The sequence below is a fragment of the Thermus sp. NMX2.A1 genome (assembly GCF_000511705.1).
GTDB classification, from domain to species: Bacteria; Deinococcota; Deinococci; order Deinococcales; family Thermaceae; genus Thermus; species Thermus scotoductus.
Genome location: NZ_ATNI01000052.1, coordinates 53,138 through 74,226 on the forward strand (window position 1 = coordinate 53,138; position 21,089 = coordinate 74,226).

General features: G+C 66.1%; 23 protein-coding genes. 12 read left to right on the forward strand and 11 right to left on the reverse strand.

Features of this window, described 5'->3' with window-relative positions:
- Positions 1 to 28 precede the first annotated feature (28 nt).
- Together lspA and TNMX_RS04540 are read left to right on the forward strand one after the other, a co-directional pair.
- On the forward strand, positions 29 to 478 hold the full coding sequence (lspA, locus tag TNMX_RS04535) for a signal peptidase II (protein WP_015718307.1): 450 nt from the start codon (positions 29 to 31) through the stop codon (positions 476 to 478).
- Between the two features lie 72 nt (positions 479 to 550).
- Positions 551 to 769: a DUF2283 domain-containing protein gene (locus TNMX_RS04540; protein ID WP_038029948.1), complete on the forward strand. Its 219-nt coding sequence runs from the start codon at positions 551 to 553 to the stop codon at positions 767 to 769.
- 4 nt (positions 770 to 773) lie between these two features.
- Here the strand turns inward: TNMX_RS04540 and aspC are convergent, their stop codons facing one another.
- From aspC to TNMX_RS04555, 3 genes are read right to left on the reverse strand one after another with little or no spacing between them, the layout of a single operon-like run.
- The gene (gene aspC / locus TNMX_RS04545) at positions 774 to 1,931 is read right to left on the reverse strand and encodes an aspartate/prephenate aminotransferase (protein ID WP_038029949.1); all 1,158 of its coding nucleotides are present in this window, start codon (positions 1,929 to 1,931) and stop codon (positions 774 to 776) included.
- Entirely contained in the window at positions 1,906 to 2,091 is a 186-nt protein-coding gene (locus tag TNMX_RS04550; RefSeq protein ID WP_015718310.1) for a type II toxin-antitoxin system prevent-host-death family antitoxin, read from the reverse strand. The genes aspC and TNMX_RS04550 overlap by 26 nt, the downstream gene beginning before the upstream one ends.
- A 33-nt stretch (positions 2,092 to 2,124) precedes the next feature.
- The gene (locus tag TNMX_RS04555) at positions 2,125 to 3,045 is read right to left on the reverse strand and encodes a diacylglycerol kinase family protein (RefSeq protein WP_038029951.1); all 921 of its coding nucleotides are present in this window, start codon (positions 3,043 to 3,045) and stop codon (positions 2,125 to 2,127) included.
- A 17-nt stretch (positions 3,046 to 3,062) separates the two neighbouring features.
- Here TNMX_RS04555 and TNMX_RS04560 point away from each other — a divergent pair, with 17 nt between their 5' ends.
- Both TNMX_RS04560 and TNMX_RS04565 read left to right on the forward strand, forming a co-directional pair.
- Positions 3,063 to 3,710 (forward strand): histidine phosphatase family protein, encoded by a 648-nt coding sequence (locus TNMX_RS04560; protein WP_038029954.1) that lies wholly within the window; start codon positions 3,063 to 3,065, stop codon positions 3,708 to 3,710.
- A 47-nt stretch (positions 3,711 to 3,757) separates the two neighbouring features.
- Complete coding sequence (locus TNMX_RS04565) at positions 3,758 to 4,612, forward strand: GNAT family N-acetyltransferase (protein WP_038029956.1); 855 nt, start codon at positions 3,758 to 3,760, stop codon at positions 4,610 to 4,612.
- Here TNMX_RS04565 and TNMX_RS04570 read toward each other — a convergent pair.
- From TNMX_RS04570 to TNMX_RS04580, 3 genes are read right to left on the reverse strand one after another with little or no spacing between them, the layout of a single operon-like run.
- Positions 4,582 to 5,463 (reverse strand): histone deacetylase, encoded by an 882-nt coding sequence (locus TNMX_RS04570; protein ID WP_038029983.1) that lies wholly within the window; start codon positions 5,461 to 5,463, stop codon positions 4,582 to 4,584. The two genes, TNMX_RS04565 and TNMX_RS04570, sit on opposite strands and share 31 nt — an antisense overlap.
- A gap of 7 nt (positions 5,464 to 5,470) precedes the next feature.
- Positions 5,471 to 5,920, reverse strand: coding sequence for a tRNA (cytidine(34)-2'-O)-methyltransferase (locus tag TNMX_RS04575; protein ID WP_038029957.1), 450 nt, complete (start codon positions 5,918 to 5,920; stop codon positions 5,471 to 5,473).
- 3 nt (positions 5,921 to 5,923) lie between these two features.
- On the reverse strand, positions 5,924 to 7,483 hold the full coding sequence (locus TNMX_RS04580) for an ATP-binding protein (RefSeq protein WP_038029959.1): 1,560 nt from the start codon (positions 7,481 to 7,483) through the stop codon (positions 5,924 to 5,926).
- Positions 7,484 to 7,701: 218 nt separating this feature from the next.
- Here TNMX_RS04580 and TNMX_RS04585 point away from each other — a divergent pair, with 218 nt between their 5' ends.
- Genes TNMX_RS04585 through rlmN form a run of 7 tightly spaced genes read left to right on the forward strand, consistent with a single transcriptional unit; the run spans position 7,702 to position 12,819 of the window.
- Positions 7,702 to 9,030: an ammonium transporter gene (locus TNMX_RS04585; RefSeq protein WP_038029961.1), complete on the forward strand. Its 1,329-nt coding sequence runs from the start codon at positions 7,702 to 7,704 to the stop codon at positions 9,028 to 9,030.
- Positions 9,027 to 9,377 carry a P-II family nitrogen regulator gene (locus TNMX_RS04590; protein WP_038029963.1) on the forward strand — a complete coding sequence of 117 codons (351 nt, stop codon included), beginning with the start codon at positions 9,027 to 9,029 and terminating at the stop codon, positions 9,375 to 9,377. Before TNMX_RS04585 ends, TNMX_RS04590 begins: the two co-directional genes overlap by 4 nt.
- A gap of 4 nt (positions 9,378 to 9,381) precedes the next feature.
- The gene (locus TNMX_RS04595) at positions 9,382 to 10,287 is read left to right on the forward strand and encodes an HrcA family transcriptional regulator (protein ID WP_038029965.1); all 906 of its coding nucleotides are present in this window, start codon (positions 9,382 to 9,384) and stop codon (positions 10,285 to 10,287) included.
- Entirely contained in the window at positions 10,277 to 10,948 is a 672-nt protein-coding gene (locus TNMX_RS04600; RefSeq protein ID WP_038029967.1) for a molybdenum cofactor biosynthesis protein MoaE, read from the forward strand. The genes TNMX_RS04595 and TNMX_RS04600 overlap by 11 nt, the downstream gene beginning before the upstream one ends.
- Positions 10,949 to 10,959: 11 nt before the next feature.
- Complete coding sequence (locus TNMX_RS04605) at positions 10,960 to 11,184, forward strand: hypothetical protein (protein WP_028493693.1); 225 nt, start codon at positions 10,960 to 10,962, stop codon at positions 11,182 to 11,184.
- A 31-nt stretch (positions 11,185 to 11,215) separates the two neighbouring features.
- Positions 11,216 to 11,773 (forward strand): Uma2 family endonuclease, encoded by a 558-nt coding sequence (locus TNMX_RS04610; protein ID WP_038029970.1) that lies wholly within the window; start codon positions 11,216 to 11,218, stop codon positions 11,771 to 11,773.
- The gene (gene rlmN / locus TNMX_RS04615; protein WP_038029972.1) at positions 11,770 to 12,819 is read left to right on the forward strand and encodes a 23S rRNA (adenine(2503)-C(2))-methyltransferase RlmN; all 1,050 of its coding nucleotides are present in this window, start codon (positions 11,770 to 11,772) and stop codon (positions 12,817 to 12,819) included. The genes TNMX_RS04610 and rlmN overlap by 4 nt, the downstream gene beginning before the upstream one ends.
- On the opposite strand, the gene TNMX_RS04620 is transcribed toward rlmN, so the two are convergent.
- Complete coding sequence (locus TNMX_RS04620) at positions 12,788 to 13,951, reverse strand: acyl-CoA dehydrogenase family protein (protein WP_038029986.1); 1,164 nt, start codon at positions 13,949 to 13,951, stop codon at positions 12,788 to 12,790. The two genes, rlmN and TNMX_RS04620, sit on opposite strands and share 32 nt — an antisense overlap.
- A 94-nt stretch (positions 13,952 to 14,045) precedes the next feature.
- On the opposite strand from TNMX_RS04620, the gene TNMX_RS04625 reads away from it, so the two are divergent.
- Complete coding sequence (locus TNMX_RS04625; RefSeq protein ID WP_038029975.1) at positions 14,046 to 14,768, forward strand: Clp1/GlmU family protein; 723 nt, start codon at positions 14,046 to 14,048, stop codon at positions 14,766 to 14,768.
- Here TNMX_RS04625 and leuS read toward each other — a convergent pair.
- The 4 genes from leuS to proB form a co-directional block, all read right to left on the reverse strand.
- Positions 14,746 to 17,382 (reverse strand): leucine--tRNA ligase, encoded by a 2,637-nt coding sequence (leuS, locus tag TNMX_RS04630; RefSeq protein WP_038029989.1) that lies wholly within the window; start codon positions 17,380 to 17,382, stop codon positions 14,746 to 14,748. The genes TNMX_RS04625 and leuS overlap by 23 nt on opposite strands.
- A gap of 131 nt (positions 17,383 to 17,513) precedes the next feature.
- Positions 17,514 to 18,296, reverse strand: coding sequence for a YhjD/YihY/BrkB family envelope integrity protein (locus TNMX_RS04635; RefSeq protein WP_038029977.1), 783 nt, complete (start codon positions 18,294 to 18,296; stop codon positions 17,514 to 17,516).
- Positions 18,297 to 18,359: 63 nt separating this feature from the next.
- Positions 18,360 to 19,631 (reverse strand): glutamate-5-semialdehyde dehydrogenase, encoded by a 1,272-nt coding sequence (locus TNMX_RS04640; protein ID WP_052037942.1) that lies wholly within the window; start codon positions 19,629 to 19,631, stop codon positions 18,360 to 18,362.
- Positions 19,619 to 20,731, reverse strand: coding sequence for a glutamate 5-kinase (gene proB / locus TNMX_RS04645; protein ID WP_038029994.1), 1,113 nt, complete (start codon positions 20,729 to 20,731; stop codon positions 19,619 to 19,621). Before proB ends, TNMX_RS04640 begins: the two co-directional genes overlap by 13 nt.
- Between the last annotated feature and the right edge of the window lie 358 nt (positions 20,732 to 21,089).

The window sequence follows — 21,089 nt, forward strand, 5'->3', positions numbered from 1 at the left end:
AAGGGGGGCATTGGGTAGACTCTAGGGGATGCCCACGATCCTGGTGCCCCTCCTCCTCGCCTTTGACCAGATCCTTAAGCTCTGGGCCCTGGAAAACCTCTCCCCGGTGCCGAGGCCCTTTCTGGGAGACCTCCTCTACCTCACCCTGGTCAAGAACACGGGGGCGGGCTTTGGCCTTTTCGAGGGCCGGGCCTTCCTCCTGGGGTGGCTCAGCCTGGGGGTGGGGACCCTCCTCCTTTACCTTCTGGCCCGAAGGCGCTATGTCTTCTGGCAAACCCTGGCCCTTTCCCTCATCACCGTGGGGGCTCTGGGTAACGGGATAGACCGCCTGGGCCGCGGCTGGGTGGTGGACTACCTGGACCTGGGAACCTCCATCCCTCTTATCGCCACCTTCCCCGTCTTCAACCTGGCGGATGTGTGCGTGACGGTGGGGGCGGCCCTGCTCCTCCTGGCTCCCAGGCGGAAGCGCCGCTTTTAGAGTCCAGGGGCATGCCCAAGAGACTTATCCGGCTTACCCAGGGTACTCGCAGGGCCACAGCGGAGGAAAGCCATGCGGATTACCTATGACCTCGAGGCCGATGCCCTGTACATCGCCTTCGGCGAGGGGCCGGCCACCGTGGAAGAGGTGGGAGAAGGCATTGCCCTGGACTGGGATGCCGAGGGAAAACTTTTGGGCATCGAAATCCTGGATGCCAGCAAGCGGCTTTCTGACCCCAAGGCCCTAAGGCGCTTCTCCCTGGAGGCCCTCCCGGTCTGGGATGGAACCTGAGGGCCTAGACTCTTTGCAAAGCCCGCGCAAAGCGCTCCAGGGCTTTCTTCAGGTTTTCCTCGCTGGTGGCGTAGGAGAGACGCACGTGCCCAAAGGCGGCGAAGTCCGTGCCCGGCACCACCGCCACCCCCCCTTCAAGGAGCCTCTCCGCTGCCTTCACCTCGTCCTCGGCGAAGGGGGAGGTGTCCAGGAGGACGTAGAAGGCCCCGCTCGGGCGCACCGCCTTCAACCCGATCTCGGAAAGCCCCTTAAGGAGAAGGTCCCGCCGCCTCCTGTAGGCTTCCCGGGCCATCTCGATAAAGGCCCTCGAGGCCTCCTGGTTGGTGAGGGCCTCGAGGGTGGCCCACTGGGCGATGGTGTCGGGGCTGGTGGTGGACTGGCTGGAAACGTCCGCCATGGCCTTGATGACCGCCTTGGGGCCACAGGCGTAGCCGATGCGCCAGCCGGTCATGGCGAAGGCCTTGGCCGCCCCGTTCACGGTGATGGTGTGCTCAGGCGCCAGCTGCCCCGGGGAGAAGTGCTCCCCCTCGTAGATGAGGTGCTCGTAGATCTCGTCGGAAACCAGGTAGAAGTCGTGCTCCAGGGCAAGCCGGGCCAGGGCCTCGAGAACCTCCCGGGGATAGACCGCCCCCGTGGGGTTGTTGGGGGAGTTCACCACCAAGGCCTTGGTGCGGGCCGTGATGGCCCTTTTCACCCGCTCGGGATCGGGCACGAAGCCCTCCTCGGGAAGGGTTTCCACCTCCACCGGCACCCCGCCGGCAAAGCGCACCATCTCCGGGTAGCTCACCCAGTAAGGAGCCAGGACGATCACCTCATCCCCGGGGTCCAGGATGGCCTGGAAGAGGTTAAAGAGAGCCTGCTTCCCCCCCACGGTGACGATGGTCTGGTCCGGGGCGATGGCAAGGCTATTCTCCCTTCGGAACTTCTCCGCCAGGGCCTCCCGAAGCTCGGGAATCCCCGCCGGGGGCGCATACTTGGTCTTCCCCTGGGCCAGGGCGCGCCGGGCTGCCTCCTTCACGTGCTCGGGGGTGTCAAAATCCGGCTCCCCCGCCGTCAAGGCCACCAGGTCCACCCCCTGGCGCCTCAGTTCCAGGGCCTTGGCGTTTACCGCCACCGTGGCCGAAGGCTTCATGCCCTTAACCCTTTGGGAAAGGCCGCGCATGGTCTAAGTATACGGCTTCCCCCGTGGGTTCCAAGGGGTTCTGGTAAAACACCAGGGTCCCCTTAAGCCTGTCTAGGTCGTCCTCCTCCCGGTAGGGCTGGACTACCAAGACAGGCCGGCCCCGGTCCGTGAGGATCAAGGGCTCCCCTGTGGCCTCCACCTGGCCCCCTTCAAGCCCTGGTGCCCCCCGACTTCAACCCACCCCCACCGGGCTTAGAATGGGCTTTTCTCCCCTAGCGGCGGCCCTTCCCCCCACCACCTTAAGGCCCAAAGGCTCCACCCGGGCCCGGTAAAGGCGGGCCTCGGGAAGAAGCTCCCCGTCCGCGTGGGCGGGGACAGGATGGGCGAACTCCACCACCACCTCCCGGCCCGCAAAGGCCACCACCTGGGGATGGGAAAGATGCCTGCCCAAAAGGAGCCGGGGCAGGATGAAGACCACCCCGGGCCGGGTGAAGGAACGGGCCAGGATCACGGAGAGAACGCCATCCCGGGGGTCGGCCATGGGGGCGATGGGGATACCTCCCCCGTAGGCAGGTCCGTTCATCACCGCCACCAGGAGAAGAGGCCCCCGGTGCACCTCCTCCCCCTCCACCACCACCCGCCCCTCGGGCAGGCGAAGCTCCTTAAGCACCCCGAAGAGGGCGTAAAGGTAACGGGGCATGCCCCGGAGGAAAGAGGGAGCGGTGAGGGCCTTCTTGGCCACCAGGGCATCGAAGCCGATGCCCAGGGAGGCCCCAAAGGGCTCGCCGTTCACCCAGCAGAGGTCTATGGCCTCCTCCTGGGCAAAGAGGGCCAGTTCCAGGGCCTCCCTCCAGGGAAGCTCCCTCAGGCCCAGCATGCGGGCGAAGTCGTTGCCGCTACCGATGGGCACCACCCCCAGGACCTTTTCCGTGCCCGCCAGGCCCTTCAACACCTCGTGCACCGTGCCATCCCCTCCCACGGCCACCACCCTAGCCCCTTCGGGGGCATTCCGGGAAAGCTCTGTGGCGTGGCCCGGGCCCTCGGTGAGGAAGGCCCTGGCCCCTTTCTCCCGCGCCGCCTTCAGGATGGCCCCGGAAAGCCTCCCCACCTTCCCCCGTCCCGCCGCCGGGTTAACAATGACCCACCTTTCCACCCCCGTATTCTAGGGCCATGGGTCTCCTCGGCCACTTCCTCAAGGGGCCCCACCCCAAAACCACCCTGCTCCTCACCCGCGCCGGGCCGGTGGAAAACCCCGAACACGTCCTTTACAGCCATCCGGGCCTTCCCCTTTCGGAACAGGGCAGGCAAGCCCTCCGCTCCCTGGCCAGGCTAGCCCAGCGCTACCCCGTGGCCTGGGTCTACGCCGCCGACAGCCTGGCCGAGGCCGAGGCGGCCGGGCTTCTTGCGGAAGCCCTCGGGGTGCCTTTTACCCTCCTCCCGGAACTGAGGGAGCGAAGCTGGGGGGAATGGGAAGGGCTGAGCTTCGTCGAGGTACGGGAGCGGTATCCCCAGGAGGTGGCCGCCTGGCTGGAGGACGAGGCCAGCTTTACCCCTCCGGGTGGGGAAAGCTTGAGGAAGGCCTGGGAAAGAGGGCGGGAAGCGATCAGGACCCTCCTTGGAAAGCATCGAGGCCAGGCCCTGTTGGTGGTGGGGAACTGCACCTTAAACCGCGCCGCCTTGAGCCTGGCCCTACCCCTTCCCGTGGAAGAAGGTCTCAGGGTGGAACAGGACTACGCCCGGCTTTCCGTGGTGGAGTTCTACGGGGAGGAAGGGGTGGTGAAGGCCCTCAACCTGGGTCAGCTTGAGGAACAAGCTTGACATTTGTCCCTGGTTCCGTCCCGGGCAACGGGGAGTAGACTAGAAGCATGATCCGGCCCGTGGCCCGCCAGGATCTTCCCGGGCTCCTAAAGCTCCTCCGCTGGATGGACGAAAGCCCCAAGCGGGGGGTCCTGGCCCCGGAGGCCCGGGACCTCGAGGGCCTGGCCGAGGAGCTGGAGGACGGCCTGGTCCTCTTGCGGGATGGGGAGGTGGCGGGGTACGTGGGCCTTTATGCCTTTTGGGATGGAGCGGCCCTCGAGGGACCCCTGGCCTACCGGGAGGAGGACCTTCCCCCCCTTCTTCAGGCCGCGGAAAAGCGGGCCAGTGAGCTTCACCTGGACCGGCTTTACGCCTTCCCCCGCGAGGAAAACCACACCCTGCGCCAGGTGCTGGAGGAGGCCGACTTCGGCCTTTTGCACCTCACCTACTTCTTCGTGAAAAACCCGGAGGGCCTGGACTACCCACCCCCTGAGGGCGTGGTCATTCGAAAGGGTTTCCCGGGCCCCGGGGTTTACCGGGAGCTTTACCGGGAAAGCGAGGAGGGCTGGGCCCTGCGCCTCAAATGGACGGACGAGGAGCTTTGGGAACACTTCCAGGATCCCCATGTCCACCTCCTGGTGGCCTACCGGGGGGACGAACCCGTGGGCCTGGCCGAGGTGGAGCTGGAGGATCGGGAGGCCAGCGTGGCCTATATCGGCGTGGTGCCCAAGGCCCGGGGCCAGGGCATCGGGCGGGCCCTCTTGGCGGAAGCGGCGAAGCTGGCGCAGAAGAAAGGCGCCACCCTCCTCAGGGTCCGGGCCCACGACCACGAGACCGGGGCCCTGGAGCTTTACCGTAACCTGGGCTTCAGCCTCGAGGAGGCGGTGGCCACCTACGCCAAGGAACTCAGGGCCAGGCGGTAGGTCCCTGCATGGGCCTCCACGGTGAGCCGGGGATCGCGGTTGTACCCCCCACCCATCACCACCACCAGGGGTACCCCCAAGGCCTTTACCATGCGAAAAACCCGTTCATCCCGCTTCCGGACCCCCTCGAGGCTCAGGCCCAGGCGGCCAAACCGATCCCCCTTTAGCACGTCCACCCCGGCGTTGTAGAAGACCAGCTCGGGCCGGAAAGCCTGGGCTATTTCCAACGCCTCATCCAGGGCATAGAGGTAGGCCTCGTCCCCCACGCCGTCGGGAAGCCCCACATCCAGGTCGCTCCTCTCCTTCCTTAAGGGATAGTTCCGCTCCCCGTGGAGGGAAAGGGTGAAAACGGTGGGGTCTTTCTGGAAAAAGACCGCGGTGCCGTTGCCCTGATGGGCGTCCAGGTCCACCACCAAAACCCGGCCCCGGAAGCCCTCCCGCCTGAGCCAGGCCACGGCCACCGCCACATCGTTGAAAAGGCTATACCCCTCGGCCCGGTCGGGGTAGGCATGGTGGGTGCCCCCGGAGAGGTTCAGGCCGAGGCCCAGCTCCAGGGCATCCCTGGCGGCGGCCAGTGTTCCTCCCGCCGCAAAGAGGGCACGCCTGAGGAGGCTTGGGCTAAAGGGCAGGCCCAGGCGCAAGGACTCCTGGCGGGAAAGCCCCTCGGTAAAAAGCTTTTCCACATACTCCGGGCGGTGGGCCAGATGAAGGGCTTCCCGGTGCACTTCGGGGGCAGGCAGGATGGGAAGGAGTTCCTTCAAGGCCTCCGCCACCCCCTGGTACTTGTAGAGGGGGAAGGGATGGCCCTGGGGGAGGTCCACCCTTAAGTGGGCGGTGGTATAGGCCCGCACGCCTCCATCATGCCCCATGAAGCTGCCGGTAGGCCTCATAGGCCGCCACCCCCACGGCCACCGCCAGGTTCAAGGAGCGAACCAGCCCCGGCATGGGGATGTACACCCTGGGGAAAAGAGTCAGGACCTCTGGGGGAAGTCCCCGGGTTTCGGGGCCAAAGAGGAGGTAGTCCCCAGGCTGGAAGCTCACCCTATAGAGGGAGGTATCCCCCCGGGCGCTAAAGGCCCAGACCCGGGCACCCGGGGGCAGGCTTTGCCAGAAGGCCTCCCAGGTATCGTGGAGGCGCAGGTCCACGTGGGGCCAGTAGTCCAGGCCCGCCCGCTTAAGCCGAGGGTCGCCTAGGCGGAAGCCCAAGGGGCGGATAAGGTGCAGGGGCCAGCCCAAGGCAGCAGCGGTGCGGGCGATGTTCCCGGTATTCTGTGGGATCTCCGGCTGGAAAAGGACCAGGTGAAGCATGGCCTAGACCCGCCTCCGGTAACGGGTAGCGGCTCCCCGGCCCATCCGCTCCACCTTGCCTTCCCGGATAAGCCGGTTCAGCAAGGCCAGGGTTGCCCTGGGGGTAAGCCCCAGCTGGGCTTCCACCTCCCGTCGGGAAAGGGGATTGGCCAGGAGGCCCAAGGCCCTTTCCCCCAAAGGATCGCGCCGCACCAGGTGGTACCTTCCCCCTTCCTTGCGCAAAAGGCCCATGCGCTCCATCCGGGTGAGGACCTTGCGGGCAGCCTCCAAAGGAAGCTGTAGGGCCCGGGCCAGCTCCTCGAGGGTGGCCTCCCCCACCCTCCGCAGGTGGCCCACGGCGATGAAGTGGTCCAGGCTGAAGCCACCCAGGCGCTCCTGGGCCTCCGCCAGCTCCCGCACGAAGGCCTCGTCCAGCTCCGGGTTGTAGAGGACCAGGGTGAGGGCCTCGGGGAAAAGGTGGTACTCCGGGGGCTCCTTGCCGTACTTGAGGAGGAGGCGGTACATCTTGTCCACCCCGCTTCCCGCCCGCTCCACGTAGCCAAGCCGGTAGAGGGCCTCGGCCAGACGGGGATTCCGCCTTTTGGGGGGATGGCGGAGGATGTTCTCCGGGGTGATACCGGGAGGGAAGCTTCCCGGGTTGGAAACCTCCAGGCGATCCGGGTAGTGGTGCACCTGGATGGCATCCGGGCTTTGCCAGTCCCGGTGGACCAAGGCATTTAAGAGGGCCTCCCGGTAGACTTCCTGGTCAAAGTCCCAGACCTCGAGGCGGAACAGGCCCACCGTGAGGTAGCGCACCCGGTTCCTGGCCTGGATTAGGTCCCTAAGCCGCTCCAAAAGAGCGGGGATGGAGCGCAGGATGTCCTCCCTGAAGGCGTAGCCCTCCGGGCCCTCAAGGTAGCCATCCGGCTGACCGTGGAAGTAGTAGCTCACCTCCGCCTGGGGAAGAAGCCGCTTCAGGGCCAAGGGGGTTCCTGCCAGAAGGAGGCCCGCCACCGTGGGCTTGTCCTGTCCCTCCACCCGCTCCAAAAGCCCCAGGGCGAAGAGGAGTTCCAGGTCCGGCAAGGCCGCCAGGTTGCTTCCCCGCTCCTCCAGGATGCGCCTAAGGCGCAGAACCTCCACCGGGTCCAGGTCGGAAAGGCTGGCCGCCGGCAGCACCTGGGCGGTGAAGTCGGGCTCCGGCAGGGCCTGGCCCATCCTCAGCTCCGTGAGCCTCTTACCGTCCCAAAAGGGCACCCTCCCTGCCCCCACGGCGATGGCCGCCGGGCTCTGCGGTACATGAAGGGCCAAAACCCGGCCCATAGGCCCCTCGATCACCTCCACATAGGGCAGGAGAAGCCCCTGGGTGAGCTGGAAAAGGGCATGGGTGATCTGCAAGGGGTGGATCTCCGAGGCTCCCACCACCCGTCCCTCCCCATCCACCCCCAGGAAGAGAATCCCGCCCCGGTGGTTGGCTAGACCTGCAGCGTAGCGGGCCAGCTCCTCCGGGGAAAGGTCCGGGGGCAGGAAGAGGGTGCGCTCGTCCTGTCCCAAAGAAAGCCGCTCCAAGAGTTCTTCCCACGTCACGGGCCTCAGTTTAAGGGGAGAGGCCCGGGGCCGACGGGGTGGTATCTTGAGAATGTTGTTCAGGGTTAGGCGCACATCTGCACACTTTTGCACTGACACTTTGCACCGTAGTCAGTCCTGATTAGCTATATGTCTCGCTACTCTTTGTCAAGTGTCAAGCTACTGCTTGACATTATGCACACCCGGTGCTACCCTCAGCCCTAAGGGGGTGACGGACCATGCGGAAGACCCTATTTATAGCGGCAAGCGGGCTTTCAGGACTGGCCTTGGCAGAAGGGGTGGACGGGGCAGCCACGGCCTGGATGCTGGTTTCCACGGCCCTGGTGCTCCTCATGACCCCGGCTTTGGCCTTCTTCTACGGCGGCCTGGTGCGGAGCAAGAACGCCTTGAACACCATGATGATGAGCTTCGCCGCCTTGGGCTTCGTGGGGGTGGGCTGGGCCCTTCTCGGCTACAGCCTGGCGTTTGCCGAGGGCAGTCCCTGGCTGGGAGGCCTGGGCCACGCCCTTCTGAAGGGAGTGGGCCTCGAGGCCAAGGGGGAGATCCCCCATCTCCTCTTCATGGCCTTCCAGGGCACCTTTGCCATCATCACCGCCGCCCTCCTCACGGGGGGCATGGTGGAAAGGATGCGCTTTCCCGCCCTCCTTCTCTTCCTGAGCCTCTGGGGGCTATTGGTCTACGCCCCCCTGGCCCACTGGGTCTGGGGTGGAGGATTTTTGGGCACCTTAGGGGCCTTGGACTTCGCCGGGGGCACGGTGGTGCACATCAACGCCGGCATCGCCGCCCTGGTGGGGGCCCTGGTCCTGGGGGCCCGGAAGGACTACGGCCGCCAGGCCATCCTTCCCCATAACGTGCCTTTTGCGCTTCTGGGGGCGGCCCTTCTCTGGTTCGGCTGGTTCGGGTTCAACGGGGGAAGCGCCCTGAGCTCCGGAGCCCTGGCCAGCCTGGCCTTTGTGAACACCCTCCTCGCCCCTGCGGCCACCCTCACCGCCTGGGCTCTTCTGGACCTCCTGCGCACCGGCAAGGTCACGGCGGTGGGCCTGGCCACCGCCATCGTGGTGGGCCTGGTGGCCATCACCCCGGCAGCGGGGTTCGTATCCCCCCTGTCCGCCCTGGTGCTGGGGGCGGTGAGCGCCTTCCCCAGCTATTTCTTCCTGCTCTGGCGGCCCAGGACCCGGCTGGACGACTCCCTGGACGTGTTCGGCGCCCACGGGATTGCGGGCATCACCGGCGCCCTCCTCACCGGCCTTCTGGCGGAGAAGGCCTGGAACGGGGTGGCGGACGGCTTCCTCTTCGGCAACCCCATGCAGCTCGCCATCCAGGCCCTGGCGGTGGGGGTGGCGGTGGCCTACTCCGCCCTCGGCACCTTCCTCCTCCTGAAGCTTGTGGGCCTTCTCACCCCCTTGCGGGCCAGCCCCAAGGAGGAAGGGCTGGGCCTGGACGTGACCCAGCACGGGGAGGAAGCCTACGTGGAAGGCGAAGGAGCCATCCTGGTGCTCTCCGAGGCCACCCCCCCTGCCCTCAAGCCCGCTGGAGGTAAGGCATGAAGCTCATCGTGGCCATCATCCGGCCGGAGAAGCTCCAGGACGTGCTGGAGGCCCTCTTCAGGGCGGAGGTGCGGGGGCTGTCCATCAGCAGGGTCCAGGGGCACGGAGGGGAGACGGAAAGGGTGGAAACCTACCGGGGCACCACGGTGAAGATGGCCCTGCACGAAAAGGTACGCCTGGAGATCGGGGTGTCCGAGCCCTTCGTTCGGCCCACGGTGGAGGCCATCCTCAAAGCCGCCCGCACCGGGGAGGTGGGGGACGGAAAGATCTTCGTTTTGCCGGTGGAGAAGGTCTACCGGATCCGCACCGGGGAGGAGGACCAGGCCGCCGTGACCCCGGTACAATAAGGATGTGACGGCCAGGCAGCGGGCCATCCTTCACCTCCTGGTGGAGGAGTACATCAGGACCAAAGCCCCTGTGCCCTCGGCGAGGCTGGCCGAGGGCCTGGGGCTTTCCCCTGCCCTGGCCCGGTACGAGCTCATCGCCCTCGAGGAGATGGGCTACCTCTCCAAACCCCACGCCTCCGCCGGAAGGGTCCCCACCCGGCAGGCCTTCCGCCAGTACTCCCTTTCCCTCCTCCCCCCAAAACCCCTTCCCGAGGCCACCCAGGAGCGGCTCCAGCGGGCACTGGAGGGGGCCAGGGAACCCGAGGCCTTCTTGGTGAAGATGGCGGTGGGGCTTTCCGGGTACCCTGCCCTTTTGCGCTTGAGGCCCAGGAACTCCCCCAAGGTGCTCCAGGTCCACCTCTCCCCCCTGCCGGAAGGAACCCTAGCGGTTTTCGTCCTGGAAGGGGGAAGGGTGAAGGAGGCCCGCCTTCCCCTCAGCCTTCCCACAGAGCGCCTAAGGAAGGCGGAGGAAGCCCTCTCTGGACCCTTTGCCGTCCTGCCCCCGGCTCCCAGGGGCCTGGAGGAGCTTTTCGCCCATCTCTCCCGGGCCCTTTCCGCAGGCCTTTCCCTCGTCTACCGCGAGGGATTGGCCGAGGCCTTGAAGGAACCGGAGGCCAAGGATCCCGGCTTTCTGGAGCGCCTGGTGGCCCTTTACGAGGCCGGAGGGGACGAGGCAGTCCTGACCCCTCCCGGCCGGGTGGACGTGCGGGTGGGGGAGGTGGAGGGCCTTTCCCAGGTGCAGGCGGGCTTCGCCCGGGGGGAGTGGCTGGGGGAGCTGGTGCTCCTGGGGCCCATGCGCATGCGCTACCTCGAGGCCCTCTCCGTGGCCTCGAGCCTCAGCCGGGTCTATACTGGGCAGCATGCGGGTTGAAGTGCGGCTCTTCGCCCTTTACCGGGAACAGGCGGGCACGGACCGCCTCTTCCTGGAGCTTCCCGAAGGAGCCCGGGTACTGCACGCTAAAGAAGCCCTGGAGAAGCGTTTTCCCGGCCTAAGGCTGGAGGGCGGCATGGCAGCGGTAAACCAGGCCCTGGCCCAGGGGGAAACCCCCCTAAAGGAGGGGGACGAGGTGGCCTTTCTGCCCCCGGTCTCGGGAGGGCAGGACTCCTACGGCCTCACCCATGAACCTTTGGACCTGAAGGCCCTGGTGGACTGGGCCACCGCCCCCGAGTACGGGGCGGTGGTGAGCTTCCTGGGAACCACCCGAAGCCCCAACCGGGGGGAGGAGGTGGCCTTCTTGGAGTACGAGGCCTATCCCGGCATGGCGGAAAAGGTCATGGCGGAGATCATCGGGGAGATGCGCTCCCGCTGGCCTCTGGGCCGGGTGGCCCTCTGGCACCGCCTGGGCCGGGTGAATCCCGGGGAGGCCTCCATCGCCATCGTGGTTTCGGCCCGGCACCGCCCCGAGGCCTTCGCCGCCTGCCAGTACGCCATCGACCGGGTAAAGCAGATCCTCCCCGTCTGGAAAAAGGAGCACCGGCCGGACGGCAGCTTCTGGGTGGAGGGCTTCTCCCCGGAGGACCACCGCCTCTAGGGCTCCCAGCCATGGCCTCCTTTTCCTTTCTCCTGGGCCTCCTCCTCCTGGTCCTCTGGGCCTTGCCCCTCCTTCTGGGCTTCCTCTCAGGCCGGGCCTACCGGCACGGGCGCAGGCGGGTGGGCCTGGGCCTTCTCCTCTTCGGGGGCTTCCTGGGGCTCCTGGCCCGGCCCAGGCCCTTGGGGCTTCTTCTTCTCCTCCTGGGGCTAGGTCTGGGTTACGGGCGGCTACGCTGAAAAAACCCGGCGAAAGCCTTACAATAGGACGATGACCGAGCGGTCCTTGCGCCCGCTAACGGAAGAGGAATACCTGGCCCTGGAAGAGGCTAGCCCCGTGCGCCACGAGCTGGTAGGGGGCATCCCCTATGCCATGGCCGGGGCCAGCCTGGACCACAACCTCATCGTCACCAACCTGGTGGCCCTCTTAAAACCCTTGGCCCGGGCCCAAGGATGCCGGGTCTACAGCGAAACCGCCCGGCTCAAGGTTTCCGAGGATACCTTCTACTACCCAGATGTCATGGTGGTCTGCGGCCCCAAGGCCCATCCCCTCTACGAAACCGCCCCTTGCCTGGTGGTGGAGGTTCTCTCCCCCGGTACCGAGGCCCAGGACCAGCGGGGTCAGCGAAGCTATCTTGAAAAGCTTTCGCATTACCTTAGGCTCCCCAGTCTCCAGGCCTATCTCCTCCTGGAGGGAGCCAGGCCGGGAGGCGTCCTTTACCGCAAAACCCCTTCGGGCTTTCGGGAGGAAAGGCTGGAGGAACTCCTTATCCTCCCCTGCCCGGAGGGGACCTTGAAGCTTGAGGAAATCTACGAGGGCGTGGCATGAAACCCATCCTGGAACTCCTCCCCGAAGAGCTTCCCGGCGAGGGCTACCGCAAGGCCCAGATCGCCCACTGGCTCTACGCCCGGGGGGCCATGGACTTCTCCGAGATGACCGACCTGCCCAAGGGCCTCCGGGAAGCCCTGGCCGGGGAGTGGCGCATCTCCGAGTTCGCCCTGGTGGAGGCCTACCCGAGCCGGGACGGAAGCGTCAAGTACCTCTTCACCCTGCTGGACGGAAAGAAGACGGAAGCCGTCTACATGCCCTACGAGAACCGCAAGACCGTCTGCCTTTCCAGCATGGTGGGCTGCCCCGCAGGGTGCACCTTCTGCGCCACCGGGGCCTTGGGCTTTGGCCGCAACCTCACCGCGGCGGAGATCCTCTCCCAGCTCCTGGCCATCGCCCACCACCAGGGCATCTCCCCCAGGGATATCCGCAACGTGGTCCTCATGGGCATGGGGGAGCCCCTCCTGAACCTGGGCAACGTGCTTAAGGCCATCCGCACCATGCTCCATCCCAAGGGCCTGGCCATGAGCCCAAGGCGCATCACCCTCTCCACCGTGGGCATCCCCAAGGGCATCCACCGCCTGGCGGAGGAGGACTTAGGGGTGCGCCTCGCCCTTTCCCTCCATGCCCCCGACGACGAGACCCGCAGGAAGATCATCCCCACCGCTCACCGCTACTCCGTGGGGGAGATCCTCGAGGCGGTGCGCCACTACTACGCCAGGACCAAAAGGCGGGTCACCTTTGAGTACACCCTCCTGAAGGGTTTAAACGACCACCCCTGGCAGGCCCGGCTTCTCGCCAAGCTCCTTAAGGGCATAAGCGCCCACGTGAACCTGATTCCCTTTAACCCCTGGGAAGGCGCTCCCGTGGAAGGCACCCCTAAGGCGGGCATCCTGGCCTTCGCGGAGGAGCTAAAGCGCCTTGGGATTCCCACCTCCATCCGCTTCAGCCGAGGGCAGGACGTGGGGGCAGCCTGCGGCCAGCTGGCCTTAAAGGCCCCCAAGGCCCTCACCTTCACACCGACTCTAGAAGGCGCCGGGCAATAATGAGCTTCAGGATCTCGCTGGTGCCCTCCCCGATGCGGGTCAGGCGGGCGTCGCGCCAGTAGCGCTCCACGGGGTAGTCCTTGATGTACCCGTACCCCCCCAGGACCTGGATGGCCTCGTCACAGGCCTTCACCGCCACCTCGCTGGCGAAGAGCTTGGCCTGGGCGGCCTCGAGGGTATAGGGCCTTCCCGCATCCTTAAGCTCCGCCGCCTTCAGGTAAAGAAGCCTTGCCGCCTCCAGCTCCGTGGCCGCCTCCGCCAGCTTGAAGGAAACCCCTTGGTATTCGGCAATGGGCCTGCCGAAGGCCTCCCTTTGCTTGGCGTAGCGGAGGGCGTAGTTCAAGGCCGCCCTTCCCAGGCCCACCGCCATGGCGGCGATGCCGATCCTGCCCCCATCCAGCACCTTGAGCACATCGTAAAACCCCTTGCCCCTCTCCCCCAAAAGGCTGTCCTCGGGCACGAAGAGGTCCTCAAGGACCAGCTGGGCGGTGTCGGAGGCGTTCAGGCCCAGCTTCTCCTCCTTTCGGCCGATGCGAAGACCCCTTTCCGGGCGGAAAAAGGCGAAGGCGGAGATGCCCAGGTGCTTCCTCTCCGGGCTTGGAGCCGGGTCGGTGCGGGCCACGATCACGTAGACCCCGGCCACGCTCCCCTGGGTGATGAACTGCTTGGTGCCATTGAGCACATATCCCCCGGACACCGGCTCGGCCCGGGTTTTAAGGGCAGCGGCATCCGAACCCGACCCCGGCTCCGTAAGCCCCCAGGCCCCCAGGGCCTCCCCCGAGGCCAGCTTGGGCAGGAAGGTTTCCTTCTGCCTTTCGTCCCCCGCAAGGAGGATATGCCCCGTGGCCAAGGAGTTGTGGCTGGCCACGGTGAGGGCCAAGGCCCCGTCGTAATAGGCGATCTCCTCCACCATACGGGCGAAAAGCCGGCTTTTAAGCCCCGCCCCGCCATAGGCCTCGGGCACCGTGGCCCCGAAGACGCCGAACTGGGCGAGCTTCCTCACCAGCTCAAAGGGAAAGGCCCCCGTGCGGTCCCTCTCCGCCGCCCCCGGGGCCACCTCCGCCTTCAGAAACTCGCGGAAGGGCCCCAAGACTGCCCGCTCCTCCTGGCTTTCCTCAAACCAGAGCCCCATGGTGGGCATAGTATAACACTTTCTTGCGACATGGCAAAAATACGTTATCCTACAGACCCCCGGGATCCCGGGGCATGGGGTAGTTTCAAGGGGGATGCTCCTCCTGGCTGGCCCCACGGATACCGGCAAGTCCACCCTGGCCTTAAGGCTTCTGGAAAAGGCCAAGGAAGCCTACCTCCTGGACCTGGACCCGGGGCAGGGAGCCCTGCCCGGGGCCTTCACCCTCTTCCACTACCGGGAAGGAACCCTCACCCCCCTACGCCGCTACCTTCTGGGGGCCCTGTCCCCCAGAGGGATGGAGGCGCAGGCGGTGGTGGGGGCCCTGCGCTTAGCCCGCCTCATCCCCAAAGGAAGCCCCACCGTGGCCGACACGGATGGCTACCTGGACCCTGGGTTTCGGCTCTTACAGATCGAGGCCCTGGTGCCCGCCGAGGTGCTGGTCCTGGAGTGGGAGGAACTTTACCAGGCCCTTTCCTGGCGCAAGGACCTAAGGGCGCGCCTGGCCCCGCCCCTTCAGGGGGTCCGCAGGAAAACCCCGGCCGAGAGGCGGAAAAGCCGCCTGGAAAGGCTTTTTGCCCACTTCCAGGAAGCCAGGCCCCGTCCCCTTCCCCTCGGTCACATGCCCACATACCCTATGGAGCCCCCTGAGCCCCACCGGCTTTACGGGCTCCTGGACGGGGAAGGGTTCCTCCTGGGCTACGGACGGCTTCTGGCCTGGGCAGGGGACGAGGGGCTTTTCCTCACCCCCGTGGGGGAGGAGGTGGCCAGGGTGGTGCCCACCCGGCTTCTTTTCCCTATCCCCGCACTACCAGGTTGAGGATCTTGCCGGGGACGTAGATTTCCTTCACGATGGCCCTGCCCTCCACGTGGGCCTGGACGTTTCTCACCCTGAGGGCCTCGGCCCTGGCCACCTCCAGGGGGGCGTCCTTGGGAATCCGGATGGTTCCCCGCACCCTCCCGTTCACCTGCACCGCCACCTCCACCACATCCTTTTCCAGGGCCTTTTCGTCCAATTCGGGCCAGCCGGCTTCAAAGAGGCTATCCGGCCAGAACCAGTGCCAAAGTTCCTCAGCGATGTGGGGGGCAAAGGGGAAGAGCATCTGCAGGTAGTAGCGGATGGCGGTGCGGTAGACGGGGGTCACGGGCCGCACCTTGCGGTACTCGTAGAGGGCGTTCAAGAGCTCCATCAAGGCGGCGATGGCGGTGTTGAAGCGCAGGGCCTCGAGGTCCTCCGTGACCTTCTTGAGGGTGGCGTGGAGCTTCTGGTAAAGCTCCCGGTCCGGACCCTCCAGGCTCTCGGCGGCAAACTGGCCCGAGGTGGCCAAAAGGGCCTCCCGGTCCTCCGCCACCCGGCGCCATATGCGGTTCAGGAAGCGCCAGGCCCCCTGCACCCCCTCCTCGGTCCAGACCATCTCGTTTTCGGGGGGTGCGGCGAAGAGGATGGTGATGCGGGCGATATCCGCCCCTTCCTCCTTCACAAAGGGCCCCACCATGACCCCGTTGCCCTTGGACTTGCTCATCACCGCGGGCTTCCAGAAGTGAAGGGTGCCGTCCTCGTGGGGCCTGAGCTCCGCCCCCATCTTCCGCACCTCCTCCAGGGAAAGCTCCCTCTCCGGGATCTCCAGGCGGATGCGGGTGGGCTCGGGCAGGCGCACCCTATCCCCCTCCACCTCCACGGGGCCGAAGTCCGTCCAGGCCAGGACCATGCCCTGGGTGAAAAGCCCCTGGAAGGGCTCCTCCACCTTCACCATCCCCAGGTCGTGGAGGAACTTGGTGAAGAAGCGGCTGTAGAGGAGGTGAAGCACGGCGTGCTCCACCCCGCCGATGTACTGGTCCACCGGCATCCAGAAGTCCGCCTTCGCGGGGTCAAAGGGAAGCGTTTCGTTCCTGGGGTCGGTGTAACGCAGGTAGTACCAGCTGGAGTCCACGAAGGTGTCCATGGTGTCGGTGTCCCGCTTGGCAGGGCCACCGCATTTGGGGCAGGTGGTCTCGTAGAACTCGGGGTGGGCCTCCAGGGGGCTTTTCCCCTTGGGCCGGATGTCCTCGATGTCCTTGAGGTCGGGGAGGAGGACGGGAAGCTCCTCCTCGGGAACCGGCACCACCCCGCAGGCTTCGCAGTGGACCATGGGAATGGGGGTGCCCCAGTAGCGCTGGCGGCTGATGAGCCAGTCCCGGAGGCGGTAGGTAACCCTAGCCCTTCCCAGGCCCCTCTCCTCCAGCCAGGCCACCACCTTCTTCTTGCCCTCCTCGCTGGGGGTGCCGTCAAAGGGCCCCGAGTTCACCATGATGCCGGGCTCCTCGTAGGCGGCCTCCAGGGGCTCGGGCAAGGGCTCACCCGGGCGCTCGATCACCTTCCTTATGGGGAGGCCGAACTTCTGGGCGAACTCAAAGTCCCTCTGGTCGTGCCCGGGCACCCCCATGATGGCCCCGGTGCCGTAGCCGTAAAGCACGTAATCCGCAGTCCAGATGGGGATTTTCTCCCCGGTGGCGGGGTTTGTGGCGTAGGCCCCGAGAAAAACCCCCGTTTTCTCCCGGCCTTCCGCCTGGCGCTCGATCTCCGTCTTCCGCTTGGCAGCCTCCACATAGGCCTCCACCTCGGCCCGCCTTTCGGGAGAGGCAAGCCTTAAGGTGAGGGGATGCTCCGGGGCCAGGACCATGAAGGTGGCTCCAAAAAGGGTGTCGGGCCGGGTGGTGAAGACGGTGATGGCCTCTTTGAGGCCCTCCACGGGGAACTCGATCTCCGCTCCCTCCGACCGGCCGATCCAGGCCCGCTGCATGGCCTTCACCTTTTCCGGCCAGTCCAGGCCCTCGAGGTCCTCAAGAAGCCTTTCCGCATAGGCGGTGATGCGCAGGTACCACTGCTCCAGCTCCCGCTTCTCCACCGGGGTGTCCTCGTGCCGCCAGCAGCGGCCCTCCACCACCTGCTCGTTGGCCAAGACCGTCTGGCACTTGGGGCACCAGTTCACCAGGCCCTTGGCCCGGTAGGCCAGGCCCTTTTCCCACATCTTCAGGAAGATCCACTGGTTGAAGCGGTAGTAGTCGGGCTCGCAGGTGGTCACCTCCCGGTCCCAGTCGTAGAGGATGCCCATGAGCTCGAGGCTCTCCTTGGCCTGGCGGATGTTGTCGTAGGTCCAGTCCCGGGGGTGGAGGCCGAACTTCAAAGCGGCGTTTTCCGCGGGTAGGCCGAAGGCATCCCAGCCCATGGGATGGAGGACCTCATACCCCTGCACCTTGCGGAAGCGGGCCAGGACGTCCCCCATGGTGTAGTTCTTCAGGTGGCCCATGTGCAGGTCCCCGGAGGGGTAGGGGAACATGACCAGTACGTACTGCTTCCCCTTCCTTCCCGGGACCTCCTTGGCCTTCATGAAGCCCTTTTCCTTCCAGAAGCGTTGCCACTTGGGCTCTATGGCGTGCGGGTTGTACTTCTCCATGCGCTCCTCCCTCAAAAAAACCCTTCCCCCAAGGGGAAGGGACGGCCAGGCCCCTTCCCGCCTTAGGGGATTAGCCTGGCCGGACTCATGGGAACATGATACTGCAACCCGGCAAAAAAGCGTGGGGCGCCCTAGTCCTCCATCGCCCTCGCCACCACCGCCCCCAGGAGGAAGACCCAAAGCACGAGATATAGGCCGAGTAGCGCCAGGACAAACCCCGCCAGGGGTCCGTAGAGGAGCTCGTACTGGGAGCGGGGAAGGAGCTTGGGAAGCCCAAGCCGCACCCCCTCGAAGAGAAGGGCCGCCACCCCTGCCCCCACGCTCAAGGGCACCAGGTGGCGAAACCCTTTGAGGCCGCGGAAAAAGGCGTAGGTGAGGAGAAAGAGCAAAAAGGCCAGGAAGAGGGGTAAAAAAGCCTCCAGGGGCCCCAAGGCCCCCCGCCACTCCGGGGGGAGGAAGCGGAGGAGAAACCCCAGGGCCAGGCCCAAAAGGGCCAGGAGGATGAGGGCAAGGCCCAAGACCACCGGCATGAGGAGGCCCAAAAGGCGGTGGCGAAAACCCAGGGGGCGGCCAAAGATGAGCCCCAGGGCGTAGCTCAGGGCGGCGAAGAAATTGCTTCCCGACCAAAGGAGGAAGAGGGCGCTCACCAGGGTGAGGGGGAAAGCCCCCCGGGTGAGGAAGCGGAGTAGGTCCTGGGCCAGCTCAGGCCGGGCTGGGAAAAGACCCTCGGCCAAGGCCTTCACTCCCCCCAAAAAACCCTCCCTCAGGGCCTCGCTTCCCGAGAGGAAAAGGCCAAAGACCCCCACCAGGAGAAAGAGAAGGGGCATGAGGGAAAGAAGGGCGTAGTAGGCCAAGGCAGCGGCGAAGAAGGGCACATGGGCCTGGGTGTAGAGGCGTAACACCTTCTGCAGCACGGGCTTCCCTTCCCTACCCGCTCCCCCCGGCGGGCATCCTCCCCTACCTCCCCTAGAGGGCACCTATTCCCGCTCCTGCCCCTCTCCCAGGGCCACCCATTTGGTGGTGGTGAGCTCCATGGGCCCCATGGGGCCGTAGGCGTGGAGCTTGGAGGTGCTGATGCCGATCTCCGCCCCCAGGCCCAGCTGGAAGCCATCGTTGAAGCGGGTGGAGGCATTCCACAGGACCAGGCTGGCGTCCACCTCCTCCAGAAACCGCCAGGCGGCCTTGGGATCCTCCGTGCAGATGGCCTCGGTGTGGCGGGAGCCGTAGCGGGCGATGTGTTCCAGGGCTTCTTCCAGGCTGGAAACCACCTTCACCCTCAGGATCAAGTCCAGATACTCCCGGTCCCACTCCTCCTCCTGGGCGGGCACCGCTTCCTTCAGGAGGGGAAGGGCTTTGGGGCAGGCCCTGAGCTCCACACCCCTTTCCCGCATGGCCTTTTCCAGCATGGGGAGGAAGACCTCGGCCACCCTCTCGTGCACCAGGACGGCCTCGAGGGCATTGCACACGGCAGGCCGCTGGGTCTTGCCGTTAATGGCCAGGCGGAGAGCCATATCCAGGTCCGCCCTCTCGTCCACGTAGAGGTGATTCACCCCCTTGGCGTGGGCCAGGACCGGCACCCGGGCCTCCCGTTGCACCAGACGGATGAGCTCCTCCCCACCCCGGGGGATGAGGAGGTCCAATAGCTCCAGGCGGCACATGGCCAAGATGGCCTCCCGGTCGGTGGTGGGCACCAGGCTCACCGCCTCCACAGGAAGCCCGGCCTCCCTCAAGGCCCGATGCCACAGGGAAACCAGGGCCTGGTTGGAGCGGAAAGCCTCCTTTCCCCCCCTGAGGAGCATGGCGTTTCCCGCCTTCAAGGCCACGGAAACCGCCTCCACCGTGGCCCCGGGCCGGGCCTCGTAGATGAAGCCGATGAGGCCCAAGGGGATCCGCATCCTTCCCACCCTAAGGCCGTTTGGCCGCTTGCTAAGCCCCTCGATCCTCCCCAAGGGATCCGGGAGAGCGGCAATCTGACGAAGACCCTCGGTGAGGCTCCTAAGGTCCTTGTCCTTGAGGGCCAGGCGGTCCAGCTTGGCCCGGGATAGCCCCGCCTCCTCCGCCTCCTTGAGGTCCTCTTGGTTGGCCTTTAGCACCTCCGGCCAGGCCTCCTCCAAAAGGCGGGCCATGGCCAGAAGAGCCCCGTCCCGGTTCCCCTTGGCGATCTCGGGAAGCCGGGCCCGAGCCCCCTCCGCCAGTTCCCTCAGCGTTTTCTCAAGATGTTCCCTTTGGGAAGCAGCTAACTCCCCCATGCCTCCTCCTTCAATGCCAGGTGGTCCCGGTGGACCACCTCCTCCGTGTAGCGATAGCCCAGTAAAGCCTCGATCTCGGCGCTTTTGTGCCCCTTGATGCGCTCAATCTCCTCGGCGGCGTAGTTGGCCAGGCCCACCCCCACCTCTTCCCCTGCCTCGGTGAGGAGGCGCACCGCCTCTCCCCGGCCGAACCGCCCCCGCACCGCCTTGATGCCGGCAGGCAGGAGGCTTGCCCCCCTCTCCCTTAAAGCCCTCACCGCCCCGGCGTCCAGCACCAGTTCCCCCTTGGGCTTCAGAAGACCATAGAGCCAGGCCCTTTGCCCCCGGTACCGCCTTCGGGCGTGGAAGTACGTACCCAAGGGAGCTCCCGCCAGAGCCTCGAGGATCACCCCGGGCCTTCTTCCCGGGAGAAGGAGGGTGGGTATCCCCACCCTTCCGGCGATGCGGGCGGCAAGGAGCTTGGAGCGCATCCCCCCACTTCCCAGGGGATTTCCCTCCCCAGCATGGGCCAGCACGGCCTCCACCCGCTCCACTTCCGGGATGGGGCGGGCGCTGGGGTTCTTCTTGGGGTCATCCTCATAAAGGGCGTCCACGTCGGAAAGGAGGAGCAAAAGCCCCGCCTCCACCAGGGCCGCCACCCGGGCGGAAAGCTGGTCGTTGTCCCCGAAGCGGATCTCCTGGAAGGCCACCGTATCGTTCTCGTTGATGATGGGAACCGCCTTCAGGCGCAAAAGGGCCTGCAGGGTGGCCTTGGCGTTCAGGTAGCGCCCGCGGCTCGCCAGATCCTCGGCGGTGAGGAGCACCTGGGCCACCGGGGTAGGGGTGAAGGCTTCCCGCCAATAGGCCATGAGAAGAGGCTGGCCGATGGCGGCCAGGGCCTGCTTGGTGGGCATGTCCTGGGGGCGGGGCAGGCCCAAGGCCGCCATCCCCGCCGCCACCGCCCCCGAGGAAACCAGAACCACCTCCCGCCCCTCCTGGCGCAGGGCCAGAACCTGGCGGGCAATCTCCTGCATCACCCCCTGCTCTAACCCTTGGGGCCCCGCCAACACGGCGCTTCCCACCTTGAGGACCAGCCGCTTGGCCTCGAGTCCCGGCCGCATTAAGGCCCAGGATAGCATCCCCCACGCAGCCGCGGATGGCACCCGCACCACCCTGAGCCTCTGACGCTGAGCAGGGGAAGCGCGGTTTGCCCCGGAGGATCCGGTTCCTGGAGGTACCTTTGGAATCCAGCCTTCCAACGGGCTAAACGTTTGAATCCTCAGCTTTCCCTGCTACGAAGCGTCCCTGGCGAAAGGCCACCTTTCCCTCCCGCCTGAGCCGCACCAGGAGGGCGAAAAGGGTGGCCTTCCTGAGCCCGGGGCGGAGGGATTGAAGCTGGGTGTGGAGGTCCTTTAGAGAAAAGTGGGGGTGTGGGGGAGCTATAATCCCCCGGTTTCCAAGATAGCCCTCAAGATACGC

Bases quoted from the DNA above. Each gene is read 5' to 3' on its own strand.
- lspA (WP_015718307.1), top strand. From the start codon at position 29: ATGCCCACGATCCTGGTGCCCCTCCTCCTCGCCTTTGACCAGATCCTT.
- TNMX_RS04540 (WP_038029948.1), top strand. From the start codon at position 551: ATGCGGATTACCTATGACCTCGAGGCCGATGCCCTGTACATCGCCTTC.
- aspC (WP_038029949.1), bottom strand. From the start codon at position 1,931: ATGCGCGGCCTTTCCCAAAGGGTTAAGGGCATGAAGCCTTCGGCCACG.
- TNMX_RS04560 (WP_038029954.1), top strand. From the start codon at position 3,063: ATGGGTCTCCTCGGCCACTTCCTCAAGGGGCCCCACCCCAAAACCACC.
- TNMX_RS04565 (WP_038029956.1), top strand. From the start codon at position 3,758: ATGATCCGGCCCGTGGCCCGCCAGGATCTTCCCGGGCTCCTAAAGCTC.
- TNMX_RS04575 (WP_038029957.1), bottom strand. From the start codon at position 5,920: ATGCTTCACCTGGTCCTTTTCCAGCCGGAGATCCCACAGAATACCGGG.
- TNMX_RS04585 (WP_038029961.1), top strand. From the start codon at position 7,702: ATGCGGAAGACCCTATTTATAGCGGCAAGCGGGCTTTCAGGACTGGCC.
- TNMX_RS04590 (WP_038029963.1), top strand. From the start codon at position 9,027: ATGAAGCTCATCGTGGCCATCATCCGGCCGGAGAAGCTCCAGGACGTG.
- TNMX_RS04600 (WP_038029967.1), top strand. From the start codon at position 10,277: ATGCGGGTTGAAGTGCGGCTCTTCGCCCTTTACCGGGAACAGGCGGGC.
- TNMX_RS04605 (WP_028493693.1), top strand. From the start codon at position 10,960: ATGGCCTCCTTTTCCTTTCTCCTGGGCCTCCTCCTCCTGGTCCTCTGG.
- TNMX_RS04610 (WP_038029970.1), top strand. From the start codon at position 11,216: ATGACCGAGCGGTCCTTGCGCCCGCTAACGGAAGAGGAATACCTGGCC.
- rlmN (WP_038029972.1), top strand. From the start codon at position 11,770: ATGAAACCCATCCTGGAACTCCTCCCCGAAGAGCTTCCCGGCGAGGGC.
- TNMX_RS04620 (WP_038029986.1), bottom strand. From the start codon at position 13,951: ATGGGGCTCTGGTTTGAGGAAAGCCAGGAGGAGCGGGCAGTCTTGGGG.
- TNMX_RS04625 (WP_038029975.1), top strand. From the start codon at position 14,046: ATGCTCCTCCTGGCTGGCCCCACGGATACCGGCAAGTCCACCCTGGCC.
- leuS (WP_038029989.1), bottom strand. From the start codon at position 17,382: ATGGAGAAGTACAACCCGCACGCCATAGAGCCCAAGTGGCAACGCTTC.
- TNMX_RS04640 (WP_052037942.1), bottom strand. From the start codon at position 19,631: ATGGGGGAGTTAGCTGCTTCCCAAAGGGAACATCTTGAGAAAACGCTG.
- proB (WP_038029994.1), bottom strand. From the start codon at position 20,731: ATGCGGCCGGGACTCGAGGCCAAGCGGCTGGTCCTCAAGGTGGGAAGC.